Raw genomic sequence first — 14,095 nt, 5'->3', positions numbered from 1 at the left:
CAACGGGCAGTGACCAAACGAGCGTGGCAGCAGCACACAAGCGCGCCCCCTAGAAAAACTAGGGGGCGTCAACTGTTCGACTTCGGGCGGCAGTTCGCTACCGGACGAGTTCCATGTTCCTGATGAGACCGGACAACGCCGCTGCCTGGGTCGGCACCCCTACTCGGCTGAGATCGGACACCAATGCCCTGCTCATCGGGTCGGCGTAGACGTAGTACGGCGCGTCCGCCGCCGCCTGTCGCAGCTTCACGACCGCCGACGAACTCTGCCCCATCCGGTGCAGCGCACGGGCCTCGTCAATCCGGAAATGGGTCCGGCGCTCCTTGCTCGGCACCTCGGCGATGTTCACCTCGGGGACCCGGGCCAGCCCGTCGCCGGGCTGGTCCACTTCCACGCCGATCTCCGCCGCGTGCACTGCGACCGTGCCACGGCCGAACACGGTGTGCCGGTCCAGGTCGTACCAGGACCGCCCGAGCCGGTCGGAGTCCTCCAGCGCCAGGCCCAGCCGCGACCACGCGTCATCCGGCGACCCCACCCCCCGGGCGTGAGCGATCGAGCACCGCAGGTGAAGGGCCCCCCTCAGCGACAACGCTTCCTTGTTCACCTGGCGGCCGGTGACGTGCGGTTCGAGGTCGTGCAGGGCCGCGTCTGCGACCGCGATCGTTTCCCGCAGCGACGCCTGGTGGAGGAGCGCTCCACACCTGTCCCAGGCCACAGCGGCCTTCTCCACCGGGTCATCCAGGATCGCTGCGGCGCCGGCTGCCACCTCGGCCGCCGACCACGCCAGATCCGGGTAGCCAAACTGGTTGAGGGCCATCCTCGCCGTGCGGGCCGCGCTCGCCAGGAGCCTCAACGCCTGGTCCTTCGCTGCGCCGGCCGCGGTCAGGACGGCCGTGTTCAGGTCCTCGATCAGGGGCGGGAGGAGCTTCGCGACCTGCAGCAGATTCGCAGCCTGCCGAGCAGCAGCGGCTTCGGACGTCTGCCTCATCAACATCGCCAGATCAACCGGCGCTCCCTGCGGAGCGAGACCAGGGTGACCGGTCAGGATGAGCCCGGAGCGCCGCAGCCCGGTACGCAGGGCAGGGACGTGGGCGTGCGCGAGGCCGCCCCCGCGCTCCAGGCGGTAGGGCTGCCCCAGCAGCCACACCACGTCGACATCACACAGCTCGGCGATGCTGGTGATGACGCTGTACCGGTCGAGAGGCTGCCGGCCGCTCTCGACGTTCGCGACCCAGGACTCGGCCCGACCGAGAAAGTCCGCCATCTCAACTTGCGTCAGTCCTGCGGCATTTCGGGCGATGCGCACGCGCGTGCCAATGTGCTCGTCGGAAGATGTAGGCATACTGCTCTCCAGTACTCCGTGCTGACCTCGACACTCAGGACGGTACTCCGGTGAGCGCCCCCGTGAGCCCCGAGCCGCGGGGGCGCCACCCTGGACTCCGGTGCAGCGGAAGCAAGTTCGGCACCATCTGCGGGCGCGAGCGCATCTTCATCCCTCCGCGCTGCAACACCCTGTGGGCCCCCCTTCGTCAGGCGCTATGGCAAGGGGTCGGCATGCCAGGCTCACGGCAGGCCCAGTTGGCCCTTCTCAACTCGGAGGCACGTCGTCGAGTTACGTCCGCACGGTCAGAACGGGGGGCGACGCACCCTTCCTACCGGATGGCTGCGCCGCGGCGCCGGCAGGTCGGCCAGGATCTCCCACAACGGCAGCGAACCGCTGGCCCACGTGTTGAGAGTGGTCCGGTCCACCAGGTGCAGCCGTTGGCTTTGAGCGAACTTCACCGCGGGAGCGGTAATCCTGCCGTTGGTGACAAGGACGACGACATCGCCGCCGTGGACGGGGCGGCCTGTTCCGTTGAGGACGTGCAGGTCCGGCGTGCCGACCGCGGCCCCGGCAGCACCGTCGCGGCGGTGCTTGCACTGGATTACCCAGCGACGGCCTGCCGGGTCGGTCCCCTTGACGTCGGCGCCGTTGTCGCCGGCGCCGCCCACCCGGATGGCGTCGTAGGCCCCGTCGCGGCGCATCAGGTCCCGTACGGCTTCCTCGAATTCGGTGTGGTGCAGGGTGTCCAGGAAGTGGATGTCCCAGCCCTCCGGCCGGCGGCGCCGTGCAGCCCAGGCAGAGGCCCCGCGCCGTCCGGCTTTCACGAGGACCAGAATCAGCGCTCCAGCGGCCAGGGCAGCGATGGCGACAGCGCCGGCACGGGAGCCGTGGAGTGCAAGCCACTGCCTGGCCTGCGGAATGAGGACGGACGCGAGCGCGGCCACCACCAGGAGGCCGGCAGTGTCCACGCCCTGCCCTTTCTTCCGGCGGTGGACGGGGCGACGTGCCCGTCCTGGTCGTCGTGGAGCGGAGTGGGTCGGGTACCGACGGCGGGTCATGGCCGGCCTTCCTGGAGCAGGTAGTGGCGCCCACCCGCAGCCGAAGCGCTGGTGGTGGGGCCGGTCTCCCACCGGGTGGTGAGGTCTCCGCCTACACTGCTCAGCCGGGCTTGCCCGAAGGCTTGCCCAGCACTCGAAGGGGCGAGCACAAAGGCTTGCCCAGTGCGCAACCCGTGAGGAAGTCCCCAGCAAGGAGCAGCACCGGGGTATGCCCGTGCGACCGACCCGCGGCCGCTCTTCTACGACCAGCGCATGCCCAGAGCCGACAAATCCTCGACGCGTTGGGCGGACAGCTTCCCGGCCTTGGCCCGCTGCTGGCTGATCCACGCCCCGAGCCGTACGGTCTCGCCGTCGACTTCCTCGCTGTGGCTGCGCGGCACCTCAAGGTCGCCGACGCGAGCGCGGTACTGGGCAGCGGCCCTCAGGTTGTGCGCCCACATCTCCGCTCGGGTCCGCTTGACGGGCGCGGGGGCGGGCGTGACGCCGAGCGCGGCGAGCATCGCCTGCTGTTCCCCCGTCAACTTCCCGAACCCCTGGCGCTGCGCGGCGGCCCAGCGGCCGAGGTCCTCGTCGTCCTCGACGAGGAGACCGGGACCGTCAGGGAGTGTGCCCCCGGCTCCCACATGGCGCTGGGCGAGGCGGAAGGCCCGCTGCCAGTCGATGGTCCACTCGGGGCACCAGCCCGGGTCGATCTCCGCGAGGGCGTTGTGGCGCTCGGGGGAGAGCGGGGCCTTCGTCCGGCGGGCGGCTGCGCGCTGGTTCTTCAGCCAGCGGCCCACGGGGTACCCGTCGAATTCCGCGTCCACGGGGGCGGCCAGGCCGACGCCCGAGGCGGCAGCCCAGGCGGCGGCCGCGGCAAGGCCTTCGTCGAAGCTGGCGTCGAAGGCGTTCCAGAGCATGCCGAGTTTCTCCAGCTGCACGATCCGCTCGGCGTCGAGGGAGCCTGCCTTGTGATGGCGGCGGCAGTCGGCGATCCAGACACCGAGCGGGAAGTTGGCGGGGGACCAGTGGTCGGGGGTGTGAAAGGCGTACGCGACGCGGAGGTTGCCGTGCTCGGAGAGGTAGCGCTGGGCGGCCTGGATACCTCGGCGCCACTGGACCCGCTCAGGGTTGAGGACCCGCAGCTGCACGAAGCTGGCCAGCTGGTTTGCGTCGCGCGGCTGCGAGAACCGCAGGAGCTCGCGGGCCGGCACGCTCACCGTGGCCTGTTCGTCGTCCCGGGTACCGTCCTGGTCGGCGGGAACGGGGCCGGGGTCGCCGGTGCGTGCGGGGGTCGATGCGCCCGGGTCGGTCAGCTGCTCGATGCGGGTGTCGTGGGCGCGCAGCGCGGCGAGGAGCTTGGCCAGGCCCGCGTACGCGGGGGAAGTGAGCATGGTCTCGGGGGTCTCGCCGGTGGCGAGGAAAGCCGGAACGACGAGGGTGGCGATCTTTCCTTCGCCGGGGTGCATGCGCAGCGCGCGGCCGACGGCCTGGACCAGGTCCGGCATGGAGCCGCGGACGTCGCAGAAGACGACACCGTCGCATTCCCGGGTGTCGACGCCTTCGCCGAGGACCTTCACGCTGGCGATGAGGGAGAGCCGCGCGTCCTGGCCGCTGTTGGTCAGGCCGGCCGCGAACTGGGTGAGGACACGGCGCCGGTGGGCCGGCTTGTGCTCGCCGTGCAGCCACTGCGCCCACACGGCAGCGTCTTCGGAGAGGGGCGTTCCGCCCTGGCGGTGGAGTTCGCGGGCTTTGTCGGGCAGGCCGGCGGCGAAGGCCTCCGCCTCGGAGACCCGCTGGTGGAAGGAGAGCACGCGGCGCAGGCCCTCTTCCTCGGCGGCCTTGAGGGTGGCCGTCTGGAGCGCGCCGAGCCTCAGACCGCGTACCGCGTCGGAGCCATCACCGGCGGCCAGCATCGCGGCGTTGAGCTGGTGGTCCTGCACGTCCATGACCACGACCTGGTACGGCGCGACGATGCCCCGCTCGATCGCGGTCTCCAGCGGCAGGTGATAGGCGACGCGACCGAAGAGGCCGTCGGGGTCGTCGGTCATGGACGCGACGAGCTGGCCGTCCTCCTCGTCACCGTCGCCGGCGGCCCAGATGCGGGGAGTGGCGGTCATGTAGAGGCGCGCGGCGGCCGGGATCCGGGCGTTGTCGTGGACCATGGCCCACGGCTTGCCCGCCCGTCCGCTGGTGCGGTGTGCCTCATCCACCACGATCAACCCCCAGGGGGTCAGGCCCGATTCGTGCGCGGCCTCCAGGATTCCGTTGCCGAGGGAGGCGTATGTCGCGAAGACGGTGACACGGCGGTCGTGGGCGGTGAGCTGTACCAGGGTGTGCGGGTCGGTGGTGTGCGGGAACCCGGTTTCGTGGTCGTCGAGGGAGGAAACGCCGACGAAGGCTCCGGTGCGGCCGCCGTCCCGCCAGGCGCGGGCCGTCTGGTCGAGAAGGTCCAGGGAGGGGACCAGGACCAGGACGCGGTCTCCGCCGACCTGTTCTGCGGCGTGTACGGCGACGAGGGTCTTGCCGCTGCCCGTGGCCATGATGACCTGGGTGCGCAGGCCGGCGGCCGGGGGTTCGGCGAGGGAGCGGGGGGTGAGTTCCTCCACCGCGCAGGCCAAGGCCTCGCTCTGGTGCGGTCGCAGCGGCGGGGGAGCGGTGCGGGTATCGGTCATGAGCTCGCCTTGCTCTCGGGTTCCGGGCTCTGAGGCCGGGAGGCGGACGGGTTGGAGGAGCGGTGGGCGTGGTCGGGGCAGAGGTCGCGGCCGTCGCGCAGCCTGCGCCATCCGCGTGCGCGCAGCCAGGCACGGAGGGCCCGGTGGTGGGGCATCGGGACCGGAGCGAACCATTCGCGGTCGCACTCGGCATCGCCTACGCCGGTGTAGTCGCACCTGATGGTCGGGATGCTTCCGGCGGTCACGGCCGCGTGTTCCGCGTGGCCCAGATCGCGTACTCCTGGCGGACGTAGCCGCAGGGGTCGGCCGCCCAGGCGGGGTCGTCGGCGGTGAGGGGGCCGGCCGTCGTGGCGTTCGCGGTGTCGAAGGCGATGAGCTTGTCGACGCTCCTCTGGAGCGCGGTCTGCACCTTGCCGTCGGCGGGACCGGCGCCCCGGGTCTGCCGGTCGGTGAGGGCCGCGTGGCGCAGCAGCCAGTCCCGGTCGCTGATCCGGCCCGCACGTCGCAGGCGCAGGAGCTCCTCGGTCTCCTCCTGGACGTGGGGGGCGTTGATGTAGGTGGTGTCGAAGGAAGGCGGGAAGTCGGTCATCGGCTGCTCCGTTTCTCTTGGTTCGCGGGGGAGTTGGGGGGCAGTCCGGGAGTCCGTCGGTCATGCCGGTCTCGGTGGTCTGGGCGATGCGAGTGCACCGCCAACACGAGTATGCATTCATTTGGAATGCATTTCAAGTGAATGCATACGTGTGGGTGAAGGGACCCCGAGGCAATCGCCCCAGGGCCGCCGCACCTAAACGCCTGGCTAGGGGGTGCCCACCAGCACAGGACCCTGCTGCAGCTCCACCACGCTGCCGACGCGCAGACCCCAGGCGTCCATGGCGCCGGCCTCGGCCTCCAGGACGTGACGGGAGCGGAATCGCGGACGGCCCAGGCGGTTGGGAGGCATGGTGGTCATCGCGATGACGCGGTGACGCCGGTCCAGGAAGGCGACGTCGATGGCGAACCGCATGCGGAAGGTGTGCACGCTGCCGGCCGGCGTGAGCAGCAGGGCTCCCTTGATCCCGTCCCGTCCGAGCAGCCCTCGCGTCCGGGCCCGGTAGGAGGCGGCCACCTCTAGCTCGACCTCCACCGGGCCGCTCCGCAACTGCCCGCGCCCGTCCCGCCACTTCACCATGCGGACACCCTAGCTAGGGCTTCCAGGCACGGATCTCCAGGCCGACGATCGGTGTACCGGGCTCGATGCGGTCGTTGTCGACGAGCCACTTCTGCACGGCAGCCGCGACGTCTCCGCCGGCTGCGTCGACCAGGGCCTTGAACTCGGCGCCGTCGAACCCCTCCTCGCCGGATCCCGGGCCGCCGCGGTTGTCGGCGTAGGCCCGCTCCTCGGTCCCATCACGGCGCTGGACGACGTTGCGCCGGACACCGGGGGAATCGGCCCGGCGGCCGGCGTCGTGCTTGAAGGAGCCCTTGCGGGCCCGGACGGTGAAGGCGATCTTCCCGCCGTTGGCGGCCGCGTCGTCGACCACGGGCCTCAGCCGGCCTGCGCCGGAGGAGATGTGCTGCCTGCCGGCCTTGGCCAGGGACGAGGACCAGGCCCTGACCGGCTTCCCGTCGGCGCCGATGACCGGCTTGCCTTTGGCGTCCTTGACCGTCCGTTCCGCCCGCACCCGCGTCTTCCCGCGCACACGGGCCTTGTAGCCCTCCCGGTTCAGCCGGGGCTGGACGTGCCCGGCGGCCAGGGCCTTCAGGCTCGCGACGTCCCGCGGGCCGCCAGCCTGCACCTCCTGGACCACGGCCCGCAGCGCCTCCACCATCGAGGCGCCCTTGTTCTTCGTGAAGAACTGCGAGACCAGCGACGGATTGCGGCCGAGGATCTCGCCTACCTGCTTCCGGCTGAACCCGGCCCGCTCCAGCTCCGAGGTGAGCCGGGCGGCCTCGCCGCGCTGTGCGCTCCGGCCGCCCGCCGGCCTCCTCCTGCGCGGCGTCACGCGGCCGCCTCCTCGTTCTCGTCGTCACACTCGTGGTCGGCGTACACCAGGCTGCTGTCCTCGAAGTGGTCGTCGCCCTCGTCACCGCAGCCGTGGCACCGCCACTCCGCGCTCCACACCACCGCTCCCTCCCGGCCGCAGTCGTGCCCGGAGTCGACGGTCGCCTCGTCCTCCCACATGGCCTCGCCCGAGGCACCACAGGCCGGGTGCTCCCACTGCCCACCCCAGGCCACGTCGACGCTGCTCACATGCCCTCCGCTTCCAGCGCCTGACGGCCCAGGCCTTGCAGGTAGTAGAACTCCTCGTCCGTGCGCGGGGTCGTCTGCTCCCAGGGCATGCGTCCCTTGAGCAGGTAGTCGCCCGGCTCACCGCCGTACTCCCAGCTGACCGGCGCCGAGGTGTAGATGGCGTCGGTCCGGAACGCCAGGATGCTCCCGGGCGGGAGGTGCAGCGCACCAGCCTTCAACGGCTTCCCGGTCGCCGGGTCCTTCGAGCTGGTGCTCACCGACAGCAGCGCCGCCCGGGCCGCCGACCACACCCCGGCCGCCCACTCCGGGTGAGCGTACTGGTCCCGCGCGAACCCCTGGTTGCGCTCCCAGGTGACGTGGGTGTCCGTGATGCCGGTCAGCCGCGCACCGTCCGGCAGGTCGGGCACCGCGCCGCCGCCGCCCAGCTCCAGGGAACCGGTCGTGATCCGGGGGCGCTGCGCGAACGTGCCGATCCCGTACAGCAGGATGCTGCGCACCGCGCGGGAGGCCAGGTGGCATGCCTGCTTCTGCTGCTCGTCGCCGTGCAGCTCGGCGGTGGCCCGCAGAGCCTGCCAGGCCTCGCGGAGCTTGGTGCTCCAGCTCTTGAGCGGGTTGCCGGTCTCCCACAGCAGGCCGTCGAGGATCTCGATCCGCCACGGTGCGATCGGGTTGCGCAGCGCGAGGTTGACCTCGGCGCCGCCCGCCCAGGTGGTGAATGTCTGCCCGCCCTCGTACGGGTAGTGCCAGGACCGCTCACCCGGTGCTGGGGCAGGGAGCAGCCCGACGTGGCTCCAGCCCTTCGGGATCGTCACCCGCACCTGCCAGTGCGACGGCGCGAACAGTGCGTCGTTCTGCTCCTTCTCGGTCATGGCCGCGAAGGCTGCGGCGGTGATCCGCTTCGGTACGCCGACCCCGGATGCCCAGGTGTGCTTGGCGTAGGCGAAGGTGCGGTCGACCTCGTACCAGCCAGGTACCCGCTCCGGTACGCGCGGCGGCGTGATCAGCTCGGTCCGGCCCTGTCCGGCGGTGGCGTGGAGCAGGCCGCGGATCTCCTGCGACATGACGGGGAAGCCCTCTGCCCACTTCGCGCCGGCCTTGGCCGGGATCGTCCGCGACCACAGGTCCCGGCCGGTCTGCGACGGCGAGCCCATGAGGACGACGTCCTCGAAGTGCGGCCGCAGCGCCTTCCACAGCTCGACGAACGCGGCGCGCACCGTCGCCGGGTCAGCGCCCTCGGGGTCGAACCATTCGCCGACCGAGCGGATTTCGGTGTGCTGGTCACCGCGCTGCCAGCGTCCCACGGGGTTGCGGGGGTGGACCAGGTGGCCGGCCTGGCGGTCCTTTCCGCGGGAGGACTCCACCGTCCAGCCCTCCGGGAGCGGGCCGTTCAGCCAGGCGGCGACGGCGTCCTTCAGGAACTCGTGCCGCTCGCTGTCCTGGTGCCACGGGTCGCCTGCGGTGACGTAGATCCGTTCGACGGTGGCCGGGACCTGTGCGTAAACGGCGGTGAGGATCTCCGCCACCGAGGCCCGGCCGAGGTCCAGGCGGACGGTGCCGCCCTGCCACACCAGGACACCGGTCGCAGCGTCGAGGAACGCCATTCCTCTGGTGGCCTGCTTGAAGTTCGGCCGCTTCGACGTGAGGCCGGGCTCGGCACGGAACCAGGCGTCGCCGTCGGCACCGTCGGGGATCGAGGGCAGGACTCGCACGTCCTCCTCTGCCCCGGTGGCAGCGGGAGCCGGTGCGGCTGCGGCCTGCTCGGATACGGCGGGCGCTGCCGGGCCTGAGGCGGCGTCGGTGGACGTGGCGCCGAGGCGGGCTACGGTACCGGCCGGCTCTGCGGGCCGCAGTTCATCCGCCGTCGGCGGCGCGGCCATTTCCTTGATCGGCTCAGCGGGCGCCTGAGGGGCCAACTGATCAACGGTGGCGGTTCCGGTCACGGAAGGCTTCACAGGCCCCTCAGGGGCGCTCTGAGGGGCCAGAGAAGGCACCAGGGCCACGATGTCGATCACGGAGAGACCGGCGGCAGTCGCGATCCGGTCCGAGGTCGCCTTCGTATACGCCCCGAGCCGACGGATCTTCTCGGCCCGGTTGGCGTGCAGCTTGCCGATCTTGGCCTGGAGCTGCGTCAGCTCACGTTCCAGGGGCTTGAGTTCGTCGCGTACGGCCCGCAACTCGGTGAGGCCGGTGGAGAATTCCTTGCTGTCCATCTGGTCCCCCTCAGGTGTTGGCCATGTCGACGAACCGCGACATGTAGAGCTGCTGCGCCACTGTGATCGTTGCGGTCGGCCCGTTGCGGTGCTTGCCGACAATGATGTCGACCTCGCCGGCCCGCGGGCTTTCCTTCTCGTAGGCGTCGTCGCGGTACAGGAGGATGACCATGTCCGCGTCCTGCTCAATCGAGCCGGACTCCCGAAGGTCCGAGACCTGCGGCCGCTTGTCCGCCCGCATTTCCGGCCCTCGGTTGAGCTGCGAGAGCAGAATGATCGGCAGCTGGAGCTCCTTGGCCAGCAGCTTGAGGCTCCGGGAGATGTTGCTGACCTCCTGCTCGCGGGACTCGTACCGCTTCGAGCCGCTGGTGACCAGCTGCGCGTAGTCGATGATGATCTCGGCGAGGTCGGGGATGCGGGTCTTGAGGCGGCGGCACTTCGCCTGAATCTCGGCCAGGGACCGCGCGCTCTCGTTGATGTAGAGCGGCGCCTCGCTGTACCGCGTGGCAGCGATGGCGAGCCTCTTCCACCCCTCCTCATCGAGTGTGCCCGAGCGCAGGTGATGAAGGGCGACGTCTCCTTCGGCGGACAGAGCACGCATGTTGAGTTCGTCGATGCTCATTTCCAGTGTGATGAACGCCGCCGGGCGGCCTGCATCGGGGATGGGCTGCCGGTTCTTTCCTCGCGGCATCGTGCAGGCGCGCGCGAAGTCCATGGCGATCGTGGACTTACCCATTCCGGGTCGGGCGGCCACCACGATGATCTGTCCCGGCTGGAAGCCGTTTGTCAGCGAGTCGAGGTCGGTGAAGCCTGTCGGCACACCGGTGAGCTCGGCGCCCGACTCGGCCGCCTGGACCATGTCCAGGGTGCCTTCGAGGGTGTTGCTCGGGGTGAAGAAGTCGTCCTGACGGTCGCGTCCTTCGGTGACCGCGGCGATCTCAGCGGCGGCGCTCGCGGTGATCTCGTCGAGTTCGCCGATGCCCTCGTAGCCCATCTGAACGATCTTCGTGCCCGCCTCCACCAGACGCCGCAAAACGGCCCGCTCGCGCACGATCTCGGCGTAGTACTCGGCGTTCGCGGAAGTCGGGACGGACTGCACGAGGACGTGCAGGTACGGAGCCCCGCCGACCTTCGCGAGGTCGCCGGCCTTCAGGAGGGCGCCGCTGAGGGTAAGCGGGTCGACCGGACCCTTGGCCGCCAGTTCCAGGATCGCCCGGTAGATCGTCTGGTGGGCGGGTCGGTAGAAGTCGTCGGCGGCCAGCAGGTTGGACACGTCGGTGATGGCTGCCTTCGACAGGATCATGCTGCCGAGGACCGACGCCTCCGCGTCAAGATCCTGGGGCGGGATTCGGTCGAAGGCCTGACGCTCGGGCTGGTCGCGTGCGGCCCGGAAGGTGGGCTCGATATGCAGGCCGTCCTCCGTCGGCACCGCGGGGGGTGGAACACTGGTCATGGATCTCTTCCTGTCAGGTAGTGGTCTGGAGCGGCGGCCGGTTCTTCGCGGGAGCGGCCGCCGCCATCATGTGCGCGGCTGGGTCAGACAGCCGGCCGTCGCAGGCCGGAAAGAATCGTGGCGACCTTCTCCGGCATCGGGACCGGTGTGAAGTCGGGGGCGTCGGCCACGGCCGGACGGGGCCTGGGTACGTCCTTGCGGGCCAGCCGACGAGGGAGGTCCTCGATGCGGCCCTTGAGCACCTTCGTCGGACGCTTCACGCCTTCGGGGTTCTGGGTGAGCTCTGCAACCAGGGAGTCGTCCAGCTCCCATCCCTGATCGGCAGCGACTTCTGCCAGCAGAGGAGCGAGGGCCTTCGCGGTTACGCGCCCTGCGGTCCAGGGGCGGGGCAGCGTCTGCAGGAACTGCGACGCGGCTTCCACCTGCTCAGCCGAGGGCGTGTGGTTGGTGGGGGTCTCCCCCTCCTCCTCCCGCGCCGCAGGCGCCACACCTTCCGCACCTGTCCCGAGGGGGTAGGGGGAGGAGGTATTTACCTCCTCCGGGGGGTGTGGGGGGGAGCCCTTTCCACTTCCGGTGTTCGCGGACGTGGGCTGACCTGCGGAAACGAACGATCCTCCACGTCCGCGAACACCGCTTCCGCGAACACCGGAAGCACCCTTATTTCCGCGAACACCGGAAGAGGCCTGACCTGCAGAAACAGCAGTTTCCGCGAACACCGGAAGTTTGGTGTCGGACTCCTCGGCGGCGTCCTCGGGCGAGTAGTCGGGGTTGTCCTCGAAGTGCTCGTACACCTCGTACGAGGTCAGCCCGCGGTACCCCTTGCCCTTCGGGTTAGGGATGGTCGTACGGCGGATGAAGCGGGCCTCGATGAGCCGGGCGAAGGACTCGTAGACGGCATCCCGGCCCACGAGCTCGGTACCGCTCTTCGCCGACCGCACGCCCGCTTCGCGGACCGAGGCGACCACTCCGGGCACGGTGACCTGGTGGCCGGAGTTGATCGCGAAGAGGACATGGAGATAGACGACGTAGTCGAGCTGGTGTGTCAGGCGGCCGCTGAAAGCCACGGCGCGCTGGACCGTGACGGCGCGAGCCGGAGCCTGGCCCCGGACGATGGCAGCGCTGAGGTCGAATTCGTGGCGCTGACTCATGCCGACACCGACTTGCGGCGGCTGGCTACGGGCAGAGCGGTACGGGGGCGGCCCGCCACCCACGTGGTGGCGGTCAGAGGGTAGTTCGGGTGCACGGCACTCCTCCTGGCGGAAGTTGTGCCGTGAACTCTCCACATCCGGGCTTGCCCGAAAGCTTGCCCGCGGCCCGAAAGGCCCAGGTGCGGGGCTTGCCCATCTCGGCGTGGTCCCGGCGGGGCGCCACCGGGCAAGCCTGGCCCGCGGGGCGGGCTCGGGGTCTGTACGGCCCTGGCGGCATTGTGCTGGTTTGACACGCAAGGTTCCCTTCATGAGGGAGCCATGGATCAGCTGATCAACTGTGACGCGGGCCACCTGGGCAAGGGTGTGCTGTGCTTGCCCACGGATCGTTGTCTATTCTGTCGGGTAGGTGACCAGCGGGCCCCTGGTGGTCCAGGCACCCAGCGCGGTCACCGCGCTGAACCACGACTCCGGATGCTTGCCGGCTGGGGAGTCGCTTGACGGCCGTCCTGTCCAACCAGGGCGGCCGTCCTCGTTTCTAGACGGAGTCGATGTTCATGGCGGACATTCTCCTCACTTTGCTTCGGTGCTGACGGGTGCCGCGCTTGCCGGCGCGGTCTGGAGCTCGGGGCCGATGCGGCGGACCTGGCCAGCGGTGCGCTGGAAGAGGGCGCCGCTGCCGCGGCCTTCCGCCTCGACGGTGCGGACGTGCTCGAAGCCCCGGCCGAGGTAGTACTCCTGGAGCGCGTTGTTGTCGCGCCAGGCGTCCAGGCGCAGCCACTCCAGGCCCGCGGCCTTGGCCTGCTCGCTGGCCCAGTCGAGCATGGCACTTCCGAGTTCGCCGCCGCTCACGTCGCGCCGGACGACCATGCGATGCACGTACAGGGCGGGCTGGGCTGCCTCCTCCTCCGTCCAGAAGTCGGAGTCGGCGAACCGGTCCAGGGTGATGGTGGCGAGGGCGACCCCACCGTCCTCGACCAGGTAGCACTCGCCCGCGGCGATGTTGGCCGCGATGCGTTCTTCACGCGGGGCGTACTGCCACTGGTTGATGCCGCGGTTGTTGAGCCATTCGGCGGCCTGCTCCCAGAGCGCGGTGACGGTGCCGAGTTCGCCCTCGGTCGCGGGTCGGATGATGAGAGGCCCGCCCAGGCTGGGCTTGCAATGCTCCCAGGTGATGACGTGGCGGTCGCCAGGGAGGCAGTTGACGACCACCCGGACAGGCTTGTCGGCGGCGGTGAAGCCGGTGAGGACGTGGATGGCTACTGGTGTGCCCGGGCCGAGATGGAGGCGGTCCACCTCCTCGGGCGACGGCATCCGGACGTGGACCTCGTTCTGGGCCCGAACCTGCTCATAGCCGAGTTCGCCGAGCACGACGTTGGCGCCGCGCGCGATGTCTTTCGGGTCCATGATCTCGGTGCCCTGCACGAGGTCGAGGGGGAAGTAAGAGTCGTTGGTGTTGAAGGGCTCGCCATCCACGAACCGGACGCGGCGGCGTACTGCTGTGAGCTGGCCCTCCTTCAGCTGGAGGTGCTCGCGGATTTCCCGGGTGGGCTGGACGATTGCGACTTCGATCTTCTGGCTCGCGCTCCGGCCCTCGTTGCTCAGCTGCGCCATGAAGGCGTCCATGGCCGGGCTGAGCGGGCGCCGCCGGAACTCGGCCTGCGGGCTGTAAGCCATCGGCCGGCGGTCGCGGACGAAGTGTCCGCGGGGACGGTCGGCGACGACCAGCCCCTCGTTGATCAGCACCCCAAGCCCTTTCACAGCAGTGGACCGGGTGGTGTCCCAGCGCTGTGCGAGTTCAGTTTCGGTAGGCAGGCGCGCACCGGGAGCGAGCGTGCCATCGCTGATCTCCGCCCGGATCTGATCGGCGATCCGTAGGTAGAGAGCGCGGGGCTTACGGCTGATCGACATGGAAGATCTATACCTCGTTTCGTATTGAGTAGTCAATGTACCCGATTCGGCGATCCGCGCTTGACCGGACGCGCGGAGTGATGTCAACATCATTCACGTCGAGCCATTGG

Annotated in this window: 12 protein-coding genes; all 12 read right to left on the bottom strand. The window is 70.1% G+C overall.

The annotated features are described in order from the left end of the window. Positions 1 to 97 precede the first annotated feature (97 nt). Positions 98 to 1,342 (bottom strand): helix-turn-helix domain-containing protein, encoded by a 1,245-nt coding sequence (locus ACIP93_RS32850; protein WP_401764941.1) that lies wholly within the window; start codon positions 1,340 to 1,342, stop codon positions 98 to 100. A 284-nt stretch (positions 1,343 to 1,626) separates the two neighbouring features. After that, the gene (locus ACIP93_RS32845) at positions 1,627 to 2,382 is read right to left on the bottom strand and encodes a restriction endonuclease (RefSeq protein ID WP_401764938.1); all 756 of its coding nucleotides are present in this window, start codon (positions 2,380 to 2,382) and stop codon (positions 1,627 to 1,629) included. A gap of 239 nt (positions 2,383 to 2,621) precedes the next feature. Next, positions 2,622 to 5,036, bottom strand: a complete 2,415-nt coding sequence (locus tag ACIP93_RS32840; protein ID WP_401764935.1) for a Helicase associated domain protein — start codon at positions 5,034 to 5,036, stop codon at positions 2,622 to 2,624. Further along, entirely contained in the window at positions 5,033 to 5,281 is a 249-nt protein-coding gene (locus ACIP93_RS32835; protein WP_401764932.1) for a hypothetical protein, read from the bottom strand. Before ACIP93_RS32835 ends, ACIP93_RS32840 begins: the two co-directional genes overlap by 4 nt. Further along, positions 5,278 to 5,625: a hypothetical protein gene (locus ACIP93_RS32830; protein ID WP_401764929.1), complete on the bottom strand. Its 348-nt coding sequence runs from the start codon at positions 5,623 to 5,625 to the stop codon at positions 5,278 to 5,280. Before ACIP93_RS32830 ends, ACIP93_RS32835 begins: the two co-directional genes overlap by 4 nt. Before the next feature lie 207 nt (positions 5,626 to 5,832). After that, the gene (locus ACIP93_RS32825) at positions 5,833 to 6,204 is read right to left on the bottom strand and encodes a DUF192 domain-containing protein (protein WP_401764926.1); all 372 of its coding nucleotides are present in this window, start codon (positions 6,202 to 6,204) and stop codon (positions 5,833 to 5,835) included. Between the two features lie 13 nt (positions 6,205 to 6,217). Next, a complete protein-coding gene (locus ACIP93_RS32820) occupies positions 6,218 to 7,018 on the bottom strand; it encodes a hypothetical protein (RefSeq protein WP_401764924.1) in 801 nt (266 codons plus the stop codon). Next, positions 7,015 to 7,266, bottom strand: coding sequence for a hypothetical protein (locus tag ACIP93_RS32815; RefSeq protein ID WP_401764921.1), 252 nt, complete (start codon positions 7,264 to 7,266; stop codon positions 7,015 to 7,017). Before ACIP93_RS32815 ends, ACIP93_RS32820 begins: the two co-directional genes overlap by 4 nt. Next, positions 7,263 to 9,476, bottom strand: a complete 2,214-nt coding sequence (locus ACIP93_RS32810; RefSeq protein ID WP_401764919.1) for a Mucin-19 — start codon at positions 9,474 to 9,476, stop codon at positions 7,263 to 7,265. Before ACIP93_RS32810 ends, ACIP93_RS32815 begins: the two co-directional genes overlap by 4 nt. A gap of 10 nt (positions 9,477 to 9,486) precedes the next feature. Then, the gene (gene dnaB / locus ACIP93_RS32805; protein ID WP_401764916.1) at positions 9,487 to 10,929 is read right to left on the bottom strand and encodes a replicative DNA helicase; all 1,443 of its coding nucleotides are present in this window, start codon (positions 10,927 to 10,929) and stop codon (positions 9,487 to 9,489) included. Between the two features lie 83 nt (positions 10,930 to 11,012). Continuing rightward, positions 11,013 to 12,077, bottom strand: a complete 1,065-nt coding sequence (locus ACIP93_RS32800; protein ID WP_401764913.1) for a hypothetical protein — start codon at positions 12,075 to 12,077, stop codon at positions 11,013 to 11,015. Between the two features lie 570 nt (positions 12,078 to 12,647). Continuing rightward, complete coding sequence (locus ACIP93_RS32795) at positions 12,648 to 13,985, bottom strand: GNAT family N-acetyltransferase (protein ID WP_401764910.1); 1,338 nt, start codon at positions 13,983 to 13,985, stop codon at positions 12,648 to 12,650. Between the last annotated feature and the right edge of the window lie 110 nt (positions 13,986 to 14,095).

Source organism: Streptomyces sp. NPDC088745 (assembly GCF_044751045.1).
GTDB lineage: Bacteria > Actinomycetota > Actinomycetes > Streptomycetales > Streptomycetaceae > Streptomyces > Streptomyces cremeus.
Note: the sequence above shows the minus strand (reverse complement) of the source record. Positions and strands in the feature narration are given on the sequence as shown.

Coding starts and splice junctions, on each gene's coding strand:
- ACIP93_RS32850 (WP_401764941.1), bottom strand. CDS start 1,342: ATGCCTACATCTTCCGACGAGCACATTGGCACGCGCGTGCGCATCGCC.
- ACIP93_RS32845 (WP_401764938.1), bottom strand. CDS start 2,382: ATGACCCGCCGTCGGTACCCGACCCACTCCGCTCCACGACGACCAGGA.
- ACIP93_RS32840 (WP_401764935.1), bottom strand. CDS start 5,036: ATGACCGATACCCGCACCGCTCCCCCGCCGCTGCGACCGCACCAGAGC.
- ACIP93_RS32830 (WP_401764929.1), bottom strand. CDS start 5,625: ATGACCGACTTCCCGCCTTCCTTCGACACCACCTACATCAACGCCCCC.
- ACIP93_RS32825 (WP_401764926.1), bottom strand. CDS start 6,204: ATGGTGAAGTGGCGGGACGGGCGCGGGCAGTTGCGGAGCGGCCCGGTG.
- ACIP93_RS32810 (WP_401764919.1), bottom strand. CDS start 9,476: ATGGACAGCAAGGAATTCTCCACCGGCCTCACCGAGTTGCGGGCCGTA.
- dnaB (WP_401764916.1), bottom strand. CDS start 10,929: ATGACCAGTGTTCCACCCCCCGCGGTGCCGACGGAGGACGGCCTGCAT.
- ACIP93_RS32800 (WP_401764913.1), bottom strand. CDS start 12,077: ATGAGTCAGCGCCACGAATTCGACCTCAGCGCTGCCATCGTCCGGGGC.
- ACIP93_RS32795 (WP_401764910.1), bottom strand. CDS start 13,985: ATGTCGATCAGCCGTAAGCCCCGCGCTCTCTACCTACGGATCGCCGAT.